Annotated in this window: 14 protein-coding genes; 12 read left to right on the forward strand and 2 right to left on the reverse strand. The window is 41.6% G+C overall.

Annotation, left to right across the window (positions count from 1 at the left end):
* Positions 1-2 precede the first annotated feature (2 nt).
* From hpt to WMO31_RS01665, 6 genes are all read left to right on the forward strand, one after another.
* Positions 3-539 (forward strand): hypoxanthine phosphoribosyltransferase, encoded by a 537-nt coding sequence (hpt, locus tag WMO31_RS01640; RefSeq protein WP_015523634.1) that lies wholly within the window; start codon positions 3-5, stop codon positions 537-539.
* An 86-nt stretch (positions 540-625) separates the two neighbouring features.
* Complete coding sequence (ftsH, locus tag WMO31_RS01645; protein WP_438871045.1) at positions 626-2,641, forward strand: ATP-dependent zinc metalloprotease FtsH; 2,016 nt, start codon at positions 626-628, stop codon at positions 2,639-2,641.
* A gap of 112 nt (positions 2,642-2,753) precedes the next feature.
* Positions 2,754-5,573: an excinuclease ABC subunit UvrA gene (gene uvrA / locus WMO31_RS01650; RefSeq protein ID WP_367999092.1), complete on the forward strand. Its 2,820-nt coding sequence runs from the start codon at positions 2,754-2,756 to the stop codon at positions 5,571-5,573.
* Between the two features lie 115 nt (positions 5,574-5,688).
* Complete coding sequence (locus tag WMO31_RS01655) at positions 5,689-5,946, forward strand: hypothetical protein (protein ID WP_021883346.1); 258 nt, start codon at positions 5,689-5,691, stop codon at positions 5,944-5,946.
* Between the two features lie 4 nt (positions 5,947-5,950).
* Positions 5,951-6,187: a hypothetical protein gene (locus WMO31_RS01660; protein WP_015523636.1), complete on the forward strand. Its 237-nt coding sequence runs from the start codon at positions 5,951-5,953 to the stop codon at positions 6,185-6,187.
* Positions 6,180-6,959, forward strand: a complete 780-nt coding sequence (locus WMO31_RS01665) for an N-acetylmuramoyl-L-alanine amidase (protein ID WP_181980462.1) — start codon at positions 6,180-6,182, stop codon at positions 6,957-6,959. Before WMO31_RS01660 ends, WMO31_RS01665 begins: the two co-directional genes overlap by 8 nt.
* A gap of 435 nt (positions 6,960-7,394) precedes the next feature.
* Here the strand turns inward: WMO31_RS01665 and WMO31_RS01670 are convergent, their stop codons facing one another.
* Positions 7,395-8,792: an MATE family efflux transporter gene (locus WMO31_RS01670; RefSeq protein WP_367999093.1), complete on the reverse strand. Its 1,398-nt coding sequence runs from the start codon at positions 8,790-8,792 to the stop codon at positions 7,395-7,397.
* Positions 8,793-9,155: 363 nt separating this feature from the next.
* On the opposite strand from WMO31_RS01670, the gene WMO31_RS01675 reads away from it, so the two are divergent.
* Both WMO31_RS01675 and WMO31_RS01680 read left to right on the forward strand, forming a co-directional pair.
* Entirely contained in the window at positions 9,156-9,362 is a 207-nt protein-coding gene (locus WMO31_RS01675; protein WP_015523639.1) for a hypothetical protein, read from the forward strand.
* 4 nt (positions 9,363-9,366) lie between these two features.
* A complete protein-coding gene (locus tag WMO31_RS01680) occupies positions 9,367-9,666 on the forward strand; it encodes a sigma-70 family RNA polymerase sigma factor (protein ID WP_367999094.1) in 300 nt (99 codons plus the stop codon).
* On the opposite strand, the gene WMO31_RS01685 is transcribed toward WMO31_RS01680, so the two are convergent.
* Positions 9,663-10,271 carry a hypothetical protein gene (locus WMO31_RS01685; RefSeq protein ID WP_195230839.1) on the reverse strand — a complete coding sequence of 203 codons (609 nt, stop codon included), beginning with the start codon at positions 10,269-10,271 and terminating at the stop codon, positions 9,663-9,665. The two genes, WMO31_RS01680 and WMO31_RS01685, sit on opposite strands and share 4 nt — an antisense overlap.
* A gap of 241 nt (positions 10,272-10,512) precedes the next feature.
* Between WMO31_RS01685 and WMO31_RS01690 the strand changes: the two genes are divergently transcribed.
* The 4 genes from WMO31_RS01690 (at position 10,513) to rpmE (ending at position 15,213) form a co-directional block, all read left to right on the forward strand.
* A complete protein-coding gene (locus WMO31_RS01690; protein WP_367999095.1) occupies positions 10,513-11,826 on the forward strand; it encodes a hypothetical protein in 1,314 nt (437 codons plus the stop codon).
* Positions 11,827-12,151: 325 nt separating this feature from the next.
* Positions 12,152-14,098 carry a threonine--tRNA ligase gene (gene thrS, locus WMO31_RS01695; protein WP_367999096.1) on the forward strand — a complete coding sequence of 649 codons (1,947 nt, stop codon included), beginning with the start codon at positions 12,152-12,154 and terminating at the stop codon, positions 14,096-14,098.
* A gap of 27 nt (positions 14,099-14,125) precedes the next feature.
* Positions 14,126-14,920 (forward strand): M15 family metallopeptidase, encoded by a 795-nt coding sequence (locus WMO31_RS01700; protein WP_367999097.1) that lies wholly within the window; start codon positions 14,126-14,128, stop codon positions 14,918-14,920.
* Positions 14,921-15,009: 89 nt separating this feature from the next.
* Complete coding sequence (gene rpmE / locus WMO31_RS01705) at positions 15,010-15,213, forward strand: 50S ribosomal protein L31 (protein WP_015523645.1); 204 nt, start codon at positions 15,010-15,012, stop codon at positions 15,211-15,213.

The raw sequence follows: 15,213 nt of genomic DNA on the forward strand, positions 1-15,213 counted from the left end.
TTATGCATAAGGATATTGAAAAAATTCTGTATTCAGAAAAAGATATTGAAAATATTGTGAACACTATTGCAAAACAGATTGAAAAAGATTATAATGACAAAGATTTTATAATGGTCGGTCTGCTCAAGGGCAGCGTTGCCTTTATGGTTGACCTTATGAGAAAGGTTAATCTTGATTTTTCAATCGACTTTATCGTTGCTTCAAGCTATGGCAGCGGTACTGTAAGCTCAGGCAGAGTTAATATTCAGAAGGATATTTCCCAGTCTGTTGAGGGCAAGGATATTCTCATTGTTGAGGATATTATCGACTCAGGCAATACTCTTGACTTTATCACAAAATATCTCAAAGCCAAGAAGGCAAAATCAGTAAAGCTCTGTACACTTTTTAACAAGCCGGACAGACGGGTTGCCGATATCCATATTGACTACGCAGGTGCGGTAATTCCGGATGAATTTATCGTTGGCTACGGTCTTGACTATGACGAAAAGTACAGAAATCTTCCTTATGTAGGCGTATTAAAGCCGTCAGTTTATTCGTGATTTTAATGCGAAAATAAGCCACAAATTTTCGTGGCATTACATATTTCCACCTCGGAAAAATAATACTATACAGAGGAGTGACAGCATTGGACAATAAAAAGAAAGTGCGCAATCTGCTGCTTTATCTCGGAATTCCCATTCTGATAATCATTATAACAGCGGCTGTGCTGAGCACAAATAAGTCAACTTCACCGAAAACCTCGGAGCTTGAGCAGTATTTTGTTCAGGATATGGTTGACAGCTTTAACATTGACTACGGTTCAGGTCAGATTGAAATTACCCTTAAAGAGGGCATGAGTCCCATCAAATCAACCGATTCCGACTCTCAATCCGCAACAACTGCTGCTCAGACTGCAACTGAACAGCAGGAAACCCGTTCGAACAGCAAAAAATCAAAGATTGTTGTAAAAGGACAGCTTGCCGATATTCAGCGTTTCCTTGATGACATCAAGCCGTACTACAATCCGGCGTCAACTGATGAAATTCCGCATAACCTTACCCGTGCAACGGATAATTCCATACTTATGGAAATGATTCCGACACTAATCATTATGATTATTCTCATCGTTGCCTGGGTGCTCATTATGAAGAAAATGGGCGGCGGAGGTCTTGGCGGCAAGGAAATGAGCTTTGGCAAAGCCAAGATTAAGAATACAAACGATGAAAAGCGCAAGACAACATTTGATGATGTTGCAGGTGCCGATGAAGAAAAGGAAGAGCTTGCAGAGGTTGTTGAATTCCTCAAGGCTCCTGAAAAGTATAACAAACTCGGCGCAAGAATACCAAAGGGCGTTCTCCTTGTAGGCCCTCCCGGTACAGGTAAAACATTGCTTGCAAGAGCTGTTGCAGGTGAGGCAGGTGTGCCGTTCTTCTCAATTTCAGGTTCAGACTTTGTTGAGATGTTTGTCGGTGTCGGTGCGTCCCGTGTTCGTGACCTCTTTGATCAGGCAAAGAAAAACTCACCTTGCATCATTTTCATTGATGAAATTGATGCCGTAGGTCGTCAGAGAGGCGCAGGTCTTGGCGGCGGCAACGATGAGCGTGAGCAGACTCTTAACCAGTTGCTTGTTGAAATGGACGGTTTCGGTGCAAATGAAGGTGTAATCCTTATTGCCGCAACTAACAGACCCGATGTTCTCGATCCGGCTCTTATGCGTCCGGGCAGATTTGACCGTCAGGTTGTTGTAAGCTATCCCGATGTAAACGGCCGTGAGGCTATCCTCAGGGTTCATGCAAGAAAGAAACCTCTTGCACCCGATGTAAATCTCAAGACTATTGCTAAAACAACAGCCGGATTTACAGGTGCAGACCTTGAAAATCTTCTTAATGAGGCCGCACTTCTTGCCGCAAGAAAAGATAAAAAAGCCATTACTATGGACGAAATCAAGGAGGCAACAGTCAAGGTTGTTGTCGGTGCAGAGAAAAAGAGCAAAGTAATGAGTGAGAAAGAGAAAAAGCTCACAGCCTATCATGAGGCTGGTCACGCAATTCTCTTTGATAAGCTCGAAACTCAGGATCCTGTTCACGAGATTTCAATTATTCCGACAGGTATGGCAGGCGGTTACACAATGCCGCTCCCGAGTGAGGACAAGTCATATAACTCACGCAGAGGTATGTATGAGGATATCGTTGTAAGTCTTGGCGGTCGAGTTGCCGAAGAACTTATTATGGATGACATCTCAACAGGTGCGTCAAACGATATTGAAAAGGCTACAAAAACAGCCCGTGCAATGGTTACAAAGTACGGTATGACTAAGGAACTCGGTTGTGTATGCTACGGCACAGACAACAACTCCGTATTCCTCGGCAGAGATATGGGCAGCAGAACTCAGGATTATTCCGAGGCTACCGCAGCTAAAATCGATCAGCTTGTTCTTGATATGGTCAACAAGGCATATGGCGACGCTACTAAGATTCTCAGCGATAATATGGATAAGCTCCACGACATTGCAAAATATCTTATCAAGCATGAGAAGATGGGCAGCGAGGACTTTACTGCCGTAATGAACGGCACATATAAAGAACCCGAAGAAGTTGAGCAGGAAACTGCCGACAAAGAACCCTCAGCCGAAACAAAGGTTGACGAGTCCACAGAAGGTTAATATCAAATAAACATAGCCTCTCGCAATGAGAGGCTATGCGTGTATATGAATCAAAATTTAAACGAATGTATGAAGTTGTGTCAGATGTTTGACACAGTAAAGGGTAGATTAAATGGCACAGGATAAAATTATTGTGAGAGGTGCAAAAGAGCATAACCTCAAAAATGTAAATGTTGAAATTCCCCGTAACAAACTTGTCGTAATTACAGGACTTTCGGGTTCGGGCAAAAGCTCGCTTGCGTTTGACACAATCTATGCCGAGGGACAGAGAAGATATGTTGAAAGCCTTTCTTCCTATGCAAGAATGTTTCTCGGTCAGATGGATAAGCCTAATGTTGAAAGCATAGAGGGACTTTCGCCTGCAATATCAATCGATCAGAAAACTACTTCAAAGAATCCCCGTTCAACGGTCGGTACGGTTACGGAAATTTACGATTATCTCCGCCTTTTGTACGCAAGAATAGGTGTTCCGCATTGTACGGTTTGCGGAAGGGAAATCCGTCAGCAGACAGTTGACCAGATTGTCGATAAGATTATGACCTATGAAACGGGTACGAAAATTCAGATTATGGCTCCCGTTGTAAGGGGCAGAAAGGGCGAACACGCAAAGGTTCTTGACAGTGCCGGAAAATCGGGTTATGTCCGTGCAAGAGTTGACGGGATCATCTATGATTTGTCGGAAAATATTCCGATTGAGAAAAATAAAAAGCATAATATAGAAATCATTGTTGACCGTCTTGTAATCAAGCCTGAAATAGCATCAAGACTTTCAGACAGCATCGAAACAGCGTCAAAGCTTGGCGGCGGTCTTGTTACGGTGAACTTCAACGGCGATGAGGATGTGACTTTTTCACAAAAATATGCCTGCCCCGAACACGGTGTGAGCATTGACGAGCTTTCACCGAGAATGTTTTCATTCAACAATCCGTTCGGTGCGTGCCCAAAGTGTACGGGACTCGGCGTATTCCTCAAAATTGATGAGAACAAAATTATTCCCGATATGTCGAAGAGTATCCGTGACGGCGGTATCAAGGGCAGCGGATGGGCAATGGAAGGCAGTACAATTGCCGCAATGTATATGGAGGCTTTAGCGAAAAAGTACAATTTTTCGCTTGATGAACCGCTTGAAAATCTCCCGAAGGAAACTATCGACAAAATCCTCTACGGCACAGGTGATGATGAGCTGACAATCAATAAAAAATCGGTTTACGGCGGAGGTACTTATCAGCATAAATTTGAGGGTATAATCAACAACCTTGAACGCCGTTATCATGACACAAGCAGTAACTGGATTAAGGATGAAATCCGTTCGTATATGGCAGAAATTCCGTGCGATCTTTGTCACGGTGACAGACTTTCAGCCGAAAGCCTTGCAGTAACAGTCGGCGGACTTAACATTGCCGATTTCTGCAAAATGTCGGTTATTGACGCACTCGAATTTGTAGGTCAGCTCAAGCTTACAGAAAAAGAGCAGATTATCGGTGCTGAAATTATAAAAGAAATTAACGAAAGACTTAACTTCCTCAAGAGCGTAGGACTTGGTTACCTTACTCTTTCAAGAAGCTCGGGAACACTCAGTGGCGGTGAAAGTCAGCGAATCCGCCTTGCAACGCAAATCGGCAGTTCGCTTATGGGTGTGCTGTATATTCTTGACGAGCCGAGTATCGGACTTCATCAGCGTGACAATGAAAAACTTCTTGCAACCTTAAAGCGACTTCGTGACCTCGGAAATACTGTTATCGTTGTTGAACACGATGAGGACACTATGTATGCCGCAGATTGCATTGTGGATGTAGGTCCCGGGGCAGGTATTCACGGCGGTGAAATTGTCTGTGTCGGTGATGTTGAAAAGATTAAGCAATGTCCGAATTCAATCACAGGCAAGTATCTTTCGGGCGAACGCAAAGTTCCCGTTCCCGAAAAGCGCAGAAAAGGCAACGGACTTTTCCTTGAAGTCAGAGGAGCGGCTGAAAATAACCTTAAAAATATCAATGTTAAAATTCCGCTCGGTGAATTTGTCTGCGTAACAGGCGTTTCGGGTTCGGGCAAAAGCTCACTTGTAAACGAAATTCTCTACAAAGCCCTTGCCCGTGACCTTAATCGAGCAAAGACGATTCCCGGCAAGCACAAGGAAATCAAGGGTATGGAAAATCTTGACAAGGTAATTGCCATTGACCAAAGTCCTATCGGCAGAACTCCCCGTTCAAATCCTGCAACATACACAGGTGTGTTTACGGATATCAGAATGCTTTATGCCGCTACAACCGATGCGAAAATGCGTGGTTTTACACCAAGCAGATTTTCATTCAATGTAAAGGGCGGCAGATGTGAGGCTTGTCAGGGTGACGGTATTATCAAGATTGAAATGCACTTTTTGTCAGATGTTTATGTTCCGTGTGAGGTCTGCAAGGGCAAGAGATATAACCGTGAAACCCTCGAAGTAAAGTACAAGGGCAAGTCAATCAATGATGTTCTTGAAATGTCCGTTGAGGAGGGAATGGAGTTCTTCTCAAATATCCCGAAGATTTACAGAAAGTTGAAAACCCTGTATGAAGTGGGTCTTGGTTATATAAAGCTCGGTCAGCCTGCAACAACGCTTTCGGGCGGTGAGGCTCAGCGTGTAAAGCTTGCAACAGAGCTTTCAAAACGCAGTACGGGTAAGACAATTTATATTCTTGACGAGCCGACAACGGGCTTGCACATTGCTGATGTACACAGACTTGTTGATGTCCTTCAGCTTCTTGTTGACGGCGGAAACACGGTTGTTGTAATTGAACACAACCTTGACCTTATCAAGACAGCCGATTATCTTATCGACCTCGGTCCCGAGGGCGGTGACGGCGGCGGTACAATCGTTGCCAAAGGCACTCCCGAACAGGTTGCAAAGGTTGAAAAATCATTTACGGGACAGTATCTTAAACCGTTGTTATAATTCTTATAGAGAAAAAATAATCGTTTTAAAAAATAATATAAAGAAATTTCGGAGAAATTGCATTGTTTAGTGCAATTTCTCCTTTTTTTGAGCCTGTAAGTGGGAGGTGATTTTTTTGACAGACCAAATTCTTATAGCGTTGATTTCATTTGCAGGAACTCTTGCAGGCTCACTTGCAGGCATTTTTACAGCGTCAAGATTATCAAATTATCGCATTGAACAGCTCGAAAAAAAGGTTGACAAGCATAATAATCTTGTTGAGCGTGTATATCTTATTGAGCAGCACGAGGCAGTTAATGACAACAAAATCAAAACAGCGGAACACAGAATAGCGGATTTGGAAAACGAACAAAACAAGGAAAGGAAAATATAATATAATGAGTAAAATAAAAATATGCTTAAAAAAGCCGTGTTTAAAAAGAGCGTTCAGAACATTTATTCAGACTGCTCTCGGTTATGTTATCACCAATGTAACGCTCGCTTTGGGCGGTCTTGATTTTAACGACGGTGATGTTGTAAAGAACGCTCTCATCGGTCTTGCTGTTGCGGCTGTTGCGGCAGGTGCATCGGCAGTAATGAATTTAAAAGAGGGAGAAGATAAAGACAATGAGTAAAAAAATATATCTCAGTCCGTCAAACCAAAACGGCAACACCTATGCAACGGGCGGTACGAATGAAATGGCTCAGTGCGACAAAATTGCCGCCGCCGCAGCCAAAGCACTTAAGCGTTGCGGATTCGATGTTATGGTCGCAAAGTCGGGCACGCTTATGCAGACACGCTGTCCCGAATCGGATAAGTTTGGAGCAGACATTCATATGCCGATCCACACTAATGCGTTTAACGGCAAATATACGGGCGGTACAAGAGTGTTTTGCCTGAACTCAAACGGCAGAAAGGCTGCCGAGGCGGTAAAGTCTGCCCTCGGAGCAATCTCGCCCGGCAAGGACGATTCAGTCAGCTACAAAACCGATCTCTACGAAATCAATGTGCCGAAGGCATTAACCGTGTATGTTGAGTGCGAGTTTCACGACACCGTGACAGGCTCGGATTGGATACGCAAGAATACAGTTGCAATCGGAGAGGCAATCTGCAAGGGTATGTGCAATTATTTTGATGTGAAATACAAAACTGACTCTGCAGGCTCAGACAGTTCAAAAGCGGGTTCGGATAAAGCTTTCAGGCGTTATATCGTGAGAATAACCTCGTCAAACGGCGTGAATATCCGTAAAGGTCCGGGTACAAATTACGATGTGAACGGTGCTGTTCCAAAGGGCGGAGCGTACACGATAGTCGATGAAAAGTCGGGTGCAGGTGCAGCCAAGTGGGGCAAACTCAAAAGCGGTGCCGGCTGGATAGCACTTGATTATACTGAAAAAATAAGATAAAGCAAAAAAGGAGTCGTGATTTTTCACGGCTCCGATTTTTATGCAGAAATTATGTAATTATGAATTTTTTCCAAACGCAAAAAAGACCGTCAAATGACGATCCTTTTCGCGATTGTGTGTTTTATGAAAATGAATGTTTCAATAAAGAAGCAAACATTTTTGCCTAATATTTAACGAACAGGTAAGATTAAAGTTTTGAACTTTATCTTTGTTCATTGTCTTATATTATACCGATTTTTAGGGGTAAATTCAAGGTGAGAGGGTGCAATTCTAATATTCATACAGTCGAAAAGACAAACTATACAAAAAATCAAGAAGATGTTTGTGCAGTATTTTTTTAGAATCTTAAATTACCCGACAAAAACGATGATTTTAATAATTGGCTCTATACAAAATAAACAAAAAGTAAATCGATAAGAAATATTGTTTTTACTGTTAAACACCATTTTTAATTGGATTAATCTTTTTCCTGCGGATATTTGCCATAAAAATAAGTGCAACGATAAATGCTACAGCTTCGCCGATCGGGAATGCAATCCAGATTATTGAAGATGCAAAATCAAAGCATGAAAAAATGTATGCAATGGGCAGAGGAACAACAATAAGTCGTACAAGCGAAAGTATCAGCGAATGCACACCGTTGCCGAGTGCCTGAAAAATTCCCTGATACGCAATGTTAGCACCGACAAATATAAATCCGGGTGTGATTATTCTAATTGCAAGCATTGCAAGGTCGGTTGTCGATTCTGTAAGCGAGAATATTCCGAGTATCTGTTTTGCAAAAATTTGAAGAATTATAATTCCTGCACAAAGAATTGATACCGTGTAAATAAGTCCGTATTTAATACTGTCGTTTACTCGCTTTTTATCCTGTTTGCCGTAATTGAACGCTATAATCGGAATCATCGCATTGTTCATGCCGAATGCGGCAAAAAATACAAACTGCTGAATTTTGTAGTAAATACCGTAAGCCGTAACCGCATCCGTTGAAACTCTTACAAAAATAACATTAATGCTGTATGTTAAAATCGACATAAGCGCCTGCATAATAATAGCGGGGATACCAACCTGATAAATTTGCCTGATAATCCTGCCTTCGGGTTTCATATACTTTAATGATGTGTTGAAATGCTTTGAATTGCATCTGAAATAGAAATATGCGTCAATAAAGAATGAAATGAACTGACCTATAACCGTTGCGATAGCCGCACCGTCAATACCAAGCTTCGGGCAACCGCACCAACCGAAAATCATAATCGGATCAAGTATCATGTTCACAACCGCACCGACAATCTGCGCAACTGTTGTCTGCATTGTATATCCCGTTGCCTGTAACAGCTTTTCAAAAATCATGTACATACTAACGCCCAGTGAACTGTAGGTGCAGATTTTCAGATACGAAACAGCCATTGATGTGATAATCGGATCGCTTGTTTGTGAGGCTATGTATGCGTCAACTCCGAAAATTCCGAAAAGCACAAATACAACACAGGTGCAAAGTGCAAGAAAAATTGAGTTGCCCGAAATTTTACTGCACTTTTCTTTATTGCCCTCACCAAGACTTCTTGACAAAATCGAGTTGATGCCGACTCCCGTACCGACTCCGACCGCAACCATAAGCATCTGAACAGGAAATGCCAGCGTGAGTGCATTTACCGCATAATCACCGAGTGCGGGTATATTCGGATCTTTCATACAGCTTACAAAGTAGCTGTCAACGATATTGTACACAGCCTGTACAACCATTGAAATTATCATCGGAACACCCATAGTAAGCAAAAGCCTGCTTATTTTTTCAGTTCCCATTTTATTCATTTTTTGCGTTTTTTCCATTATATAACCTCCGATGTTTTTGACACAAAAAATGTGCAGCATTGAAAATCCGGACTTATGCCATTCAATGCTGCACGATTACTCTTATTATACACTTTTTATTATGCTTTTGTAATTGATTTACACACCAAAATTTTGGTTAAAACGCAAAATCTTTTTGTTGATTATCCGAATTATATGTCATAAACAAAGAAATTTTGAAAAAACAGAGCATAGTCCGTACAAAGGGACAGTGAATGTATGTCACTTATAATATCGAACAAATGTTCTTGAATTTGTTCGATATGTTCTGTATAATGGAATTAGAAGGTTGAAAGCCCCGCCGACCTTCTAAATGAATAAAATCAAGGAAAGGATATCGGTATGGTTAATTATTTTGAATGGTCAATGGAATATAAAAATACTGCCGACAGCATTCAGGATGTTATCGACAGACTCAAAGCAGAAAAAAGAGGCAAATCGGAAATCAACAAAAAAGAACTTGATTTGAAAATTGCAAAATACAAGATTTATTATAATGAATGCATTCACATTTCAAATCATCTTATGGATAGATATTACGGAGCATGATAAAATGAAAAGAAAATTTATACATATTACAGACAACAACAAACACAGATTAATGTCGGATTCGGGATTTTGGCACGGCAGTACAAATGAAAACTCCCGTGATAAGATGAAGAAAATTCTTTCAATGGCTGTTCTGAACGAGCTTACCGAAAGACAGAGAATCTGTATTGTAGATTACTATCTCAACGGCAAAAAGGAAAAGGAGATTGCAAAAGAGCTGGGAGTCAACTCGTCAACGGTTTCCCGTCACATTATGAAGGCAAGGGATAAACTCAGACATATTGCGTCTTATTATGTAAATTAATCGTCAGCAATTTCAAAATCGGGAAGATACCACAGCAATGCTTCTTCGGCACTGCAGCCGTTTTTGCAAAGGTAATCAATTCCCGAAAGACTCACTCCGACACATTCGGCATTTGCGTCAAAATCGGTTTGGTAACAATCCCACGGAGATGCAACGCTGTGAATATACCTGTAATTTTCGTTTTTGTATGTAGTACCGTTTGAAGTTTCGGAATAGGGAACAAACAACGCTTCGCTGTTTTTGCGGAGCGTTTTGTTTTTTGCACTCTCAGCGGCTTTTTTTATTTCACCGTAAACATCCTTTATACTTCCCGATGCGTTTTCTTCATACAGAAAATCGTTTGCCTTGAAAGAATCGGGATTAGCTCTGTAATTTGTGTTCATAAGAATTGCAATCGCCTTTAGTGTTTCGGCAGAGTAGCTGTCTTTATACAATCCTGCCGTCAACGCACAGAGAATTTCACCCGAATCTTTTGGCTTTTCGGGGGTGTCGGATGTTGAAACTGTCGGTTTTGCAAAAGGCCGTTCAGAACATTTTGAAACTGCAATGGGGAGGATTGCCGTGAGAATCAGCAGAAGGACAACTGCAATTAATTTTTCCTTCATTACTATGCTCCTTTATTTCGCACAAAAAAATAAATAATACTATTGTATTTTGTGACTTATTTTTTCTTGACATAACGGTTATGTTGGCTTAAAATAATATATGATTGATTCGAAATAATAATTACTTACAATTCATTTTGTATTTGTTTTTGCTGTTTGATTTTTCGGCGGCATATCAATAATCGTGTAACAAAGTCGTTTTTTAAAATTGTCTTGTTACGGTACAGAAACGGAGATTTTTATGAAAACCAAATATTCAGTTATACCATTTATTCCGGCTGTAATAGCTGCTATAGGTCTTAAAATTATGAGTATGTTCGCAGTTGACGGCAACGGATTGTTGTTCGGCATGAACAAGTCGGGCATTAACTATTTCATAATTGAAATCATACTCGGGCTTTTTGCGGTTTGTGTTTTAATTAACCTTTTTGACAGAAAGACGGCTCCCGTATATCCCGTTAAAAAGAATTTTGTTTCGGGTGTGTTTGCAGTAATTTCGGGTATTGCGATTGTCGGTTCGTCATTTTTGGCTTTGATTAACGCAACTCCGGGTAACACGGATAATTATCTTTTGAGCATCATTGCGGCTCTGTTCTCAATTCCTGCGGCTATTGCTATGATTATGATCGGCAAGGTGCATTTTTCAGGCAAATCAATCGTATCAAATGTGTCGATGTTCTTTGTTTTCCCGGCACTCTGGGGATGCAGTGAACTCGTTTCGGAATTTCTCGCCGCAACAAAGGTTTCAATCTCAGCAAGCGATATGACACCGCTCTTCTGCTACATTTTCATCACACTTTACCTTTTCTCAAGTTCAATGGTTGTTTCAAGGGTAAAGGGCAGAAACCCTGTTAAGGCCTGCTTTATTTACGGTATGCCCGCTGCCGCTGTTTCACTTTCATACGGTGTCGGTGCTGTTTTGACATCATCCGTTGAAAACACAGGCATCAGTGCTCTTGTGAACGGAGTTATGTTTATTGTTCTCGGCATTTATATTGTTTCGTTTTCTGTTGAAATGTTCGCAGGCTGCCTTACAAAGGCGGAGGTTGAGATTATCGAAAGCCTTCCCGAAGATGAGGATACATACGAAAACAGCTATATCAGCTCAGGCGGTTACGATGAGCTTGTTGTTTCCGATAAAAAGGAAGATGATGTTCCTGCAAGCGATGACAGCTACGAGGCAGTTGCACAGGGACTTTCCGATTTTGTGATGGGCTACGATGAGGAAAAATATGACGATGCAACAATCAAAAACGAAAATATAAATGACGGTCTTGTTCTCGGCTACGGCGATGAAAATCAGACTCAGCTTGCAGAAAAAATTGCCACAGAGCCTTTAAAAGAGGAAACTGCAAAGCCTGTTGCAGAAGCTCCTGCAGAGCCTGAAATTCCCGAAGAACCCGTGTACGCAAAGCGTCTTGATGTTTCAGAGGAAAAAACCGAGCCTGTAAAGGCAGAAGCTCCTGTTAAAGCCCCTGTTGAAGGCACAGAGGTTTCAGACGACAGAATGAGCGAAATCGACAGACTTCTCAAGGAACTTGAAGATAAAAAATAATTAAGAACATCGAATTAGGTGTTGACATTCAGGTTTTAAAGTGGTACCATACAAATGAAAAGAAAATTGATTTTTGATGAGGACATGATTTGCAGTCCTGCTTTTTCCAGAGAGCGAAATTATTTGCTGTGATATTTCGCAAAAAGCATTGCAAGTTACCACCTTTAAGACTGTGCAGGAAATGGCACGGCGTTTGGTTGCGTTAAAACCGTCAAGAGGGCTTTAAGCCGAACTTGGGTGGAACCACGATTTATTCGTCCCAATATTCCGTTTTTGGAATATTGGGATTTTTTGTTTTCATCACATATTAAAAAGGAGAATGGTTATGATTAATGTTGAATTAAAAGGCGGAGCAGTCAAGGAATTTGAAAACGGTACAACTCCTGCCGAAATTGCAAAATCAATCGGTGCAGGTTTGTACAAGTCTGTTTGCTGTGCAAAGGTTGACGGCGACCTTTGTGACCTCAGAACACCGCTTGAAAAAGATTGTAAGGTTGAACTTCTCACATTTGATAATGTTGACGGTCAGAAAACTTTCTGGCACACAGCCTCTCATGTCCTTGCTCAGGCAGTAAAAAGACTTTATCCGAATGCAAAGTGTGCAATCGGTCCTGCCGTTGACAACGGTTTTTACTATGATTTTGATGTTGAAAAGCCTTTCTCACCCGAAGACCTTGAAAAAATCAAGGCTGAGATGAAGAAAATCGTAAAATCAGGTCTTGAGCTTGAAAGAGTTGAGCTTTCTCCCGAGGAGGCTAAAAAGAAACTTGAAGAGATGAACGAGCCTTACAAGGTTGAACTTGTTAAGGAACATTCCGACAAGGGCGAGCATATCACATTCTACAAACAGGGTGAGTTTATCGACCTCTGCGCAGGTCCTCACCTCATGAGTGTTGCACCGATCAAGGCTATTGAACTGACTGCCTGCACAGGCGCTTACTGGAGAGGCGACGCAAACAACGCACAGCTTTGCCGTGTTTACGGTGTAGCGTTCCCTAAGGCGTCAATGCTTGAAGAACACCTCAAAAAGCTTGAAGAAGCAAAGCTTCGTGACCACAACAAGCTCGGTCGTGAACTTGAATACTTTACAACTGTTGACTATGTAGGTCAGGGACTTCCTATTCTTCTTCCAAAGGGTGCAAGAGTTGTTCAGCTTTTACAGAGATGGGTTGAAGATGTTGAGCAGTCAAAGGGCTGTCTTCTTACAAAAACTCCTCTTCTTGCCAAGAGAGATCTTTATAAGATTTCAGGTCACTGGGATCATTATCTTGACGGTATGTTTGTACTCGGCGATCCGCATGATGAAGAAAAGGAATGCTTCGCACTTCGTCCTATGACTTGCCCGTTCCAGTATCAGGTTTATCTTAACAAACAGCGTTCATATCGTGACCTTCCGATGCGTCTTACGGAAACATCAACACTTTTCCGTAACGAGGCAAGCGGTGAGATGCACGGTCTTATCCGTGTTCGTCAGTTCACAATTTCAGAGGGACACTACATTCTTCGTCCCGATCAGCTTGAACAGGAATTCAAGGGTTGTCTTGAGCTTGCTAAATATTTCCTTGACACGGTAGGACTTCTTGAAAACTGTACTTTCAGATTCTCACAGTGGGATCCTGAAAACAAGAATAATAAGTATGAGGGTACAAAGGAACAGTGGGAAGAGTCACAGGCTGTTATGAAAACTATTCTCGATGACCTTGATGTTGACTATGAGATTGGTATTGACGAGGCCGCATTCTACGGTCCGAAGCTTGATATTCAGTACAAGAATGTATTCGGTAAGGAAGACACAATTGTTACAATCCAGATTGATATGCTCCTTGCCGAAAGATTCGGTATGTACTACATCGACAAGGACGGTCAGAAGAAGCTTCCGTATATTATTCACAGAACTTCACTCGGTTGCTTTGAAAGAACTCTTGCATATATGATTGAGAGATTTGCCGGTGTAATGCCGCTTTGGCTTGCTCCCGAGCAGATCAGACTTCTTCCGATAAAAGAGGGTAATGTTGAGTATGCACAGGGTATTGCAGACAGACTTACTTCACTCGGCATGAGAGTTACTGTTGACAGCAGAGATGAAAATATCGGTCCAAAGATTAAGGCTGCAAGACTTGAAAGAATTCCGTATATCCTTGTAATCGGCGACAACGAGATGAATTCATCAACAGTTACGGTTCGTTCAAGAAAAAGAGGAGAAATCCCGAATATGCCTGTTGACGAATTTGTTGCTCTTGTTAAGAACGAAGTAGATACAAAAGAAAAATAATTCTGAAAATTTTTCGGAGGGATGCTGATGTCCGGAGGATTCACTCCGTTTGATAGAAACAGCTACAGAGAATCAAAACGCAGACGAAAACAGGCGCTTATTGAGGAGAGAACGGGAAGAATTCTTCCTGTATCAAATCCTCGGCGAAGGTACATTGTGTTAGCTTGTGTCGGTGTGATTCTTGTCGTAGCTATTGCGTTCGGAATTTTTTCAATACTTAAAAGTAATCAGAAAAGTAATCCCGAAACTCCCGAACAGATTCAGGCAGAAAGCGAAATGCTGCTGACGGTTGTTGACAGCGCAAATCCGCTTGATAAGGATTATGTGCCCGATCTTGAAACCGTGAACGGATTCAGAGTGAACAGGGACGCACTGAAACCGCTTGAGAATCTTTTGAAAGCGTCAAAAGAAAACGGCACCGAGCTTAAAATCAAGACTGCATATGTGAGTTATGATGAACAGGAAGAAAGGTTTCAATCCGAACTTCAAAAGATGTTGCAATCATCAAAATATACAACTGTCAGAGCAGAGGCGGAGGTCTTAAAAACCACGCCTCACGGCGGACAGTCGGAGTCACAGACGGGGTTGCTTGTTGAATTTGATTTTTCAAATTCGGGTTCAAAGGCATTTCTTGAGCGAAACTGCGTTGAATACGGATTTGTTCAGAGATATACCGAAAGCAAAACCTCAGTAACACGAATGAATCCGTCAGACTCGCTGTACAGATATGTGGGGATTGAAAACGCAAAGCGTATGCGTTCCTACGGAATGTGCCTTGAAGAGTACAAAAGCTACCTTCAAAAACAGGCAATCCCAAAATAAAATAAATATTTTTTAAAAATGCTTGCATTTTGCAATATTATGTTGTATAATTAATCCGTTAATTGTGTAATGTCAGGTAGGTGAAAACAATGAAAGAGAATATCCATCCTAAGTATGAGAAAACAACAATTACTTGTGCTTGCGGTAATGTTATTGAAACAGGTTCAACAAAGAAGGACATCCGTGTTGAAATTTGTTCAAAATGCCACCCATTCTTTACAGGAAAGCAGAAATTAGTTGATACCGGCGGACGCGTTGACAGATTCAAGAAGCGTTTCGGTATGGATAAATAA

Origin of the sequence: Ruminococcoides intestinale, from assembly GCF_040095935.1 — a bacterium.
GTDB lineage: Bacteria > Bacillota > Clostridia > Oscillospirales > Acutalibacteraceae > Ruminococcoides > Ruminococcoides intestinale.